Origin of the sequence: uncultured Abyssibacter sp., assembly GCF_964000955.1 — a bacterium.
Lineage (GTDB): Bacteria > Pseudomonadota > Gammaproteobacteria > Nevskiales > OUC007 > Abyssibacter.
The window spans coordinates 1-6,188 of record NZ_CAXFCL010000276.1 but is presented as its reverse complement, the minus strand read 5'-3'; the positions used below and the strand labels follow the sequence as shown (position 1 = coordinate 6,188).

Genomic DNA, 6,188 nt, shown 5'->3' with positions numbered 1-6,188 from the left:
TGTCACCGGACGAAGCGACGGCCGCCGGGCACGAGATCAAGGTCGGAACCTTCCCGCTCGCCGCCAACGGCCGCGCGCTGACCATGGAAGCCGGTGGCGACGGCGGTTTCGTCCGCGTCACCGCACGTGCCGACAATCACCTGATCCTCGGCGTCCACGCCGTCGGCGCTCATGTCTCGGAACTGACCGGTGCGTTCGTCCAGGCCATCGAGATGGGCGCCGTGCTGGAGGATCTGGCCGGCATCATCCAGGTGCATCCGACCATGAGCGAGTCTTTCCACGAGGCGGCACTGGCCGCGCTGGGGCACGCGATTCACGCCTGAGTGCGAGGTTGTTCAGGCGGCGTTCGAGGCTCGCATCGTCGCGATGGCCACGGCCACCTGCGAGGCGACCGCGTGACGGCGGTCCCTCGCGGCGCAAACCTCAGCCTCGATGAAGGCGTAAACCTGGTCGAGCCGAAAGTGGATGCTGCCGCCGGGGCGTGCGTCCTCCGAACGGCCGGATAACAACACCAGCCGCCGCGCACCGTTGACGTCGTAGCGCTCGATCCGCTCGACGACACCCGCGAACTCGTCACCCAGCCGGCCGATCACCCTCGCCCGCAGAATTTCGCCGTCCCGCGTCAACAGCTCGGCGTAGTAGCCGTTCTCCACGCAAGAAAGATCGCGTGACAGGAACCCTCCGCGAACCAGCACCGTCGGAAAGTCGGATTCGCGCTTGGTCAGTTCCAGGGCCATGCCGCACTGGGGCAAGTTCCGGACCCGACGGGCGGCGGCCGGCCGTGAAACCGTAGCCAGTCCGGAACACGCAGGCGGTCATGTTGTCCTGAATCAGTGAGGCACCGATCCATCCCGGCGGAGAACAATGCGACGGGAATCGAACGGCGGCCACGCCGGCCGCCACGATCGGCAACCCGAAGTCATACAGACAAGGATGTCTTATGAACGCCCGGAAACCGCAGTGGTGGCGCACGCCGGAGATCAACGAACCCGCCTGGACCTGGAAGGACGCCCGCGAATCCACCCGCCACGGGACCTGGTGGCAGAACGCGGTGATCTACGAACTGAGCCCGTGGAGCTTCCAGTCCACTGGCAAGGGGCCCGGAGGCGACCTGCCCGGCGTGATCCGGCGCCTGGAATACGTCGCCGCGCTCGGCGTCGACGCCGTGTGGCTGACGCCGATTCACCCATCGCCGATGAACGATCTGGCCTACGACGTCGTCGACATGGGCGGCGTGGCACCCGAGTTCGGCACCCTTGACGACTTCAGACGGCTGGTGGCGATCTGTCACAACCTCAATCTCAAGGTCGTGCTCGACGCCGTGTGGAGCCACACCTCGAACGAGCATCCCTGGTTCCGGGAAAGCCGCCAGTCCCGCGAGAACGACAAGGCCGACTGGTACGTCTGGGCCGATCCGGGCGAAGACGGCGGCCCTCCGAACAACTGGCGTTCGGCCTTCACCGGCGATTCCGGCTGGAAATACTGCGAGACACGCGGCCAGTACTACTTCTTCAACTTTCTCGACAGCCAGCCGGACCTGAACTGGCACTGCGAGGCCGTTCGCGAGGCCATCCTCGGCTATGCCCGGTACTGGCTGGACCTCGGCATCGACGGCCTGCGCCTGGATGCGGTGAATTTCTACGCCCACGACCCGTCGCTGGAGGACAACCCGCCGCGCGACGAGGACGATCCGATGCCGGAAGGCATCCCGCCCGACAACCCGATGGTGGAACAGCAGTTCACCAACAGCTTCTGCCGCGAGGAAACGCTCGACTACCTGGAACCGCTGCGCCGTCTGGTCGATGACTACCCGGACACCATGCTGCTAGGCGAGGTGACGCTGAGCGAGGATTCCGTGGAGCTGGCAGCCGAATACGCACGCGGCTCCGACCGGCTGCATCTGGCCTATCACAGCGCGCTGCTCGCCGATCGGCCGATGACCGCCGCGTTCATGCGCACCACGCTCGAACGCGTGACCGATGCCTTTGGCGAAGGCGGCACCTGCTGGATCGTCGGCAACCACGACTACGGCCGCCTGCGGTCCCGCTGGGGCGGCGACAACCGCGATTATCCCGAGCGCTTCTACCACATGATGGCCGGCCTGCTGCTGGTGCTGCCCGGCGCGTTCTGCCTGTGGCAGGGCGATGAACTCGGCCTGCCGGAAGCGCGCATCCCGGAGGAAATCTCGGAGGACCAGCTTCGCGACCCGTTCGGCAAGGCGCTTTATCCCGATGTTGTCGGCCGTGACGGTTCCCGAACACCGATGCCGTGGACCGCGGACGATCCCCACGGCGGCTTCAGCACCGACGGATCGGAACCCTGGCTGCCCATCCCCAAGCGACATCTGGCCCGCGCCGTCGACGTGCAGCACAAGGACCCGGATTCCCTGCTCAACCGCTGGAGACGCATGCTCCACTGGCGCCGGCTGCAACCGGCGCTCACGGCCGGCCATTCCGACGTGCTGGACACGCCGAGCAACGTCTTCGGCGTGCTGCGACGCCATCGCTCGCAGCAGCTGCTGTGCCTGTTCAATCTGTCGGACCATGACCAGCCCGTGCATCTGGACGCCTTTGGCGAACTGCGCCACATCCATCGGCTGGACTACGACTGGAGCTTGGACGAAGACGGGCGCGTGCTGCGGATGGGGCCCTGGTCCGCCTTCTTCGCCAATATCCGGCACCAGGAGTCCGCATGAGTCGGTCGGCGGACTGGTGGCGCGACGCTGTGATCTACCAGATCTACCCGCGCAGCTTCATGGACAGCACCGGCGACGGCACCGGCGATCTCGACGGCATCACCGCCCGCCTAAACTACGTCGCCGAACTGGGAGCCGACGCCATCTGGGTGTCACCGTTCGTGCAGTCCCCGATGTACGACTTCGGTTACGACGTGAGCGACTTCTGCGCCATCGAACCGATGTTCGGCACCATGGACGGCTTTCGCCGCATGCTGGAGCGCACGCACCAGCTCGGCATGCGCCTGATCATGGATCAGGTGTGGAACCACACCTCGCACCTGCATCCCTGGTTCGCGGAAAGCCGGAGCAGCCGCGACAACCCGCGGGCGGACTGGTACGTGTGGGCCGACCCGGCGCCGGACGGCGGTCCGCCCAACAACTGGCGCGCGACCTTCGGTGGTTCGGCCTGGACCCTGGACGAGCCGCGCGGGCAGTACTACCTGCACAATTTCCTGACCCAGCAGCCGGACCTGAACTGGTACAACCCGGACGTGCGGGCTGCGATGCTGGACATCGGCCGGTTCTGGCTGGATGAAGGCGTGGACGGCTTCCGTCTCGACGTCATCAACTTTCTCGGCCACGACCGGTCGCTGGCGGACAATCCGCTGCGCCCCGCCAACATGCACCGGCCCGCCGGCGCGGAGCCGAAAGACCCATATTTCAACACCATCAACTCCGGCAACGTGTGCCGCGCGGAGGCCCTGCCCTGGCTGTCGGAAATCCGCGCGATGCTGGACGAGTACCCCGAGCGCATGGCCCTGGGCGAAATCTCCAGCGCCGAGGACACCCTGGCCGCCGCATCCGACTACGTGCATGGCAGCGACCGGCTGCATTCGGCCTACAACGCCGCGCTGATCAGCCACGAGCCGTTCACCCGCGGCGGCCTGACAGATGTGATCGAGCGGATCGAGACCCTGTTCCCCGACCACCGCATCTGCTGGACCTTCGGCACCCATGACTTCCCCCGGCTGAAAAGCCGCTGGTGGAATCACGGCGATTCGGTGATCGAACACGGCCACAGCCTCGACCGCCTGCTGTGCCTGCTGCTGGTCACCCTGCCCGGCAGCACCTGCATCTACCAGGGCGACGAACTTGGCCTGCCGCAGGCCCAGGTCGCTTTCGATCAGATGCAGGACCCGTTCGGCATCGCCAACTATCCGCTGCTGCTGGGTCGCGACGGCTGCCGCACGCCCATGCCCTGGAACGCCGATGCGCCCGGCGCGGGATTCTCCACAACCGAAGAGACCTGGCTGCCGATCGCTGACGCGCATCGGCCGCTGGCGGTGGATCGCCAGGAGGCGTCACCGGACTCGCTGTTGCAGTTCTACCGCAACGCGATCCGCTGGCGGCACGAATCACCGGCACTGGGCTGCGGCCGGCTGCGCCTGTTGCCCACCCCGGACCCGGTGCTCGCATTCGAACGCACGCATCCCGACCAACCGCTTTGGTGCGCCTTCAACCTCGCGGACCACTCGGTGACGATTTCATCGCCCGAGGGATTCGAACAACGAGCGGCCGAGCATCTCAGCCCGTGGGCGCCGAAGAACGGCCACATCACGCTGCCGCCCTACGGCTCCGCGCTGCTGGCACCATCACGGTAAGGCAACTCTCCGGTCAGCCCTCGACTTTCACCTGCGCCGAATTGACGGCCGCCACCAGACTGACTCCGCCGATGACGTTGCCGGCCAGGACCGGCAGGAAGAATCCGCCCAGCCAGGCGCCGACATCCATCTGGCCGCCGATGACGAGGTAAAGCGTTTCCACGGACCCGGCGATGATGTGGCCGAAGCCGCCCAGCCCGACCATGTAGGTGACGATCACGATGATCCAGATGCGCCCCGTCTCGGCGAATGGCATCAGCCAGACCATCAGCGCGATCAGCCAGCCGGCGAAAATCGCGCCAGCGAACGTCGTCCACCAGTCCTCGTGACCGCTCTTGAGGGCAACCTCCTGGAAATGCGCCATGCGATCGGCGGAAAACGCATCGCCGTAACGGACCGCGGCCGCGAACAGCAGCGCGCCGAGCATGTTCGCCACCAGCACCACGCTCCACAGCCGGCCGAGGCGCCACAACCGGTCGCGCGAGGGAGTATTGAACACCTCCAGCATCGGCGTGAGCGTGTTTTCAGTGAACAGCTGCTGGCGGCCCAGCACCACGATCAGAAAGCCCACGCTGTACCCGAACTTGGTGATGAGCTGGGTCCACTCGGCATCCGCCGGCAGGTGGTAGCTCAGCAGGGTTTCGGCGACAAAGGAAAAGCCCATGGACAGCCCGGCCGCCAATCCCGACCAGAACAGCGCCAGCGGCTTGCGCGAAAGTTCCGACTCGCCTTCCTGGCGAATCGCCTCGAACACCACCGCCGCGCGCGGCGACACGCGGCGCCGGGCATCGCGACCCTCATGGTGGTCGAGCTGTTTCTCGTTGTCGGCCATGCAACCATCCGTGGTTGGTGAGCAACGACTGGCGGCGCTGCGACCGCAGCCTCGTGCCCAGTCTGACAACGGCAGTCGCCCGGCTGTTCGCGATGACGCGGACTTGGCTTCACCAACAGAGCCCAATCCCTCGCCCAGGCATGGCGCAGCTGAAGAGCCGCCAACCGAGTATGGGGTTCTCATACCCGGTGTTTCCGAAGGCTTCTCGTATGGGCATGCACCGCAAGACCATCACGCCGACCGAGCAGCAGGAGAACTGGATCAAGAATGGACGCACCGGGCGACCTCGACGTCTGAACGCTCGGCGTCAGTCCCACGATCCCGGCGCATTCCGTACCATGCGCAGCAGCGCGGACGATACCGCCGCCCCACCAGCAGAGGAACGAACGATGACGCTTGAATCCACCGGAATTCCGTATCTGACCCAACTCGATGACGACATCTGGACCGGCGGCCAGCCCAGCCCCCAACAGTTCGAGCAGGCCAAGGCCGCGGGACTCAAGAGCGTCATCAACCTCTGCCCCGCCGGCGAATGCGGCTGGGACCAGCAGGCGCTGATGGCCCAGATCGACCTGCCCTACGTCTGCATCCCCGTCGCGGCGGCCACCGATCTGAGCCCCGAGAACGCCAAGATACTGGCGGACGCGCTGGAATCCGCCCCCAAGCCGACGCTGGTGCATTGCGCCAGCAGCAACCGCGTGGGCGCGTTGTTCGCGCTCAAGGCGCATCTGGTGGACGGCGCCGACCCCTCGGACGCCCTGACCCACGGCCACGCCGCCGGCCTCAAGGGCCTGGAAGGCACCGTGCGGCACATGCTGGGGCTTTGACGCCCGGACGAGTCAGGGCCCGGCGACAAGCCGTCGGGCCCGAATCAACCCCGCTCAGCGCGACCGGCTGATCGGAACAACCCAATCAGTTCGCGGACTGCTCCCACTGCTCGATCACCTCCTTCGCGGCACGGAAGGCATCGATGCCGGCCGGCATGCCGCAATACACGGCGGCGTGCAGCAGCACGTCC

The 6,188-nt window shown here is 66.4% G+C and carries 5 protein-coding genes and 1 pseudogene; 4 read left to right on the top strand and 2 right to left on the bottom strand.

Annotated elements, in window-relative coordinates; all coding sequences use genetic code 11:
* Positions 1 to 323 (top strand): annotated as a pseudogene (locus tag ABNS06_RS13330) (dihydrolipoyl dehydrogenase); the annotation flags it as partial.
* A 12-nt stretch (positions 324 to 335) separates the two neighbouring features.
* On the opposite strand, the gene ABNS06_RS13325 reads toward ABNS06_RS13330, so the two are convergent.
* Entirely contained in the window at positions 336 to 737 is a 402-nt protein-coding gene (locus ABNS06_RS13325; RefSeq protein ID WP_348675084.1) for a hypothetical protein, read from the bottom strand.
* A gap of 203 nt (positions 738 to 940) precedes the next feature.
* On the opposite strand from ABNS06_RS13325, the gene ABNS06_RS13320 reads away from it, so the two are divergent.
* Together ABNS06_RS13320 and ABNS06_RS13315 are read left to right on the top strand one after the other, a co-directional pair.
* Positions 941 to 2,695 (top strand): alpha-amylase family glycosyl hydrolase, encoded by a 1,755-nt coding sequence (locus tag ABNS06_RS13320; protein WP_348675083.1) that lies wholly within the window; start codon positions 941 to 943, stop codon positions 2,693 to 2,695.
* Positions 2,692 to 4,338: an alpha-glucosidase family protein gene (locus tag ABNS06_RS13315; protein WP_348675082.1), complete on the top strand. Its 1,647-nt coding sequence runs from the start codon at positions 2,692 to 2,694 to the stop codon at positions 4,336 to 4,338. The genes ABNS06_RS13320 and ABNS06_RS13315 overlap by 4 nt, the downstream gene beginning before the upstream one ends.
* A gap of 13 nt (positions 4,339 to 4,351) precedes the next feature.
* On the opposite strand, the gene ABNS06_RS13310 is transcribed toward ABNS06_RS13315, so the two are convergent.
* Positions 4,352 to 5,170, bottom strand: coding sequence for a formate/nitrite transporter family protein (locus ABNS06_RS13310; protein WP_348675081.1), 819 nt, complete (start codon positions 5,168 to 5,170; stop codon positions 4,352 to 4,354).
* 389 nt (positions 5,171 to 5,559) lie between these two features.
* Between ABNS06_RS13310 and ABNS06_RS13305 the strand changes: the two genes are divergently transcribed.
* Positions 5,560 to 5,997 carry a sulfur transferase domain-containing protein gene (locus ABNS06_RS13305; RefSeq protein ID WP_348675080.1) on the top strand — a complete coding sequence of 146 codons (438 nt, stop codon included), beginning with the start codon at positions 5,560 to 5,562 and terminating at the stop codon, positions 5,995 to 5,997.
* Positions 5,998 to 6,188: the final 191 nt, after the last annotated feature.

Bases quoted from the DNA above. Each gene is read 5' to 3' on its own strand.
- ABNS06_RS13310 (WP_348675081.1), bottom strand. From the start codon at position 5,170: ATGGCCGACAACGAGAAACAGCTCGACCACCATGAGGGTCGCGATGCC.
- ABNS06_RS13315 (WP_348675082.1), top strand. From the start codon at position 2,692: ATGAGTCGGTCGGCGGACTGGTGGCGCGACGCTGTGATCTACCAGATC.
- ABNS06_RS13305 (WP_348675080.1), top strand. From the start codon at position 5,560: ATGACGCTTGAATCCACCGGAATTCCGTATCTGACCCAACTCGATGAC.
- ABNS06_RS13325 (WP_348675084.1), bottom strand. From the start codon at position 737: ATGGCCCTGGAACTGACCAAGCGCGAATCCGACTTTCCGACGGTGCTG.
- ABNS06_RS13320 (WP_348675083.1), top strand. From the start codon at position 941: ATGAACGCCCGGAAACCGCAGTGGTGGCGCACGCCGGAGATCAACGAA.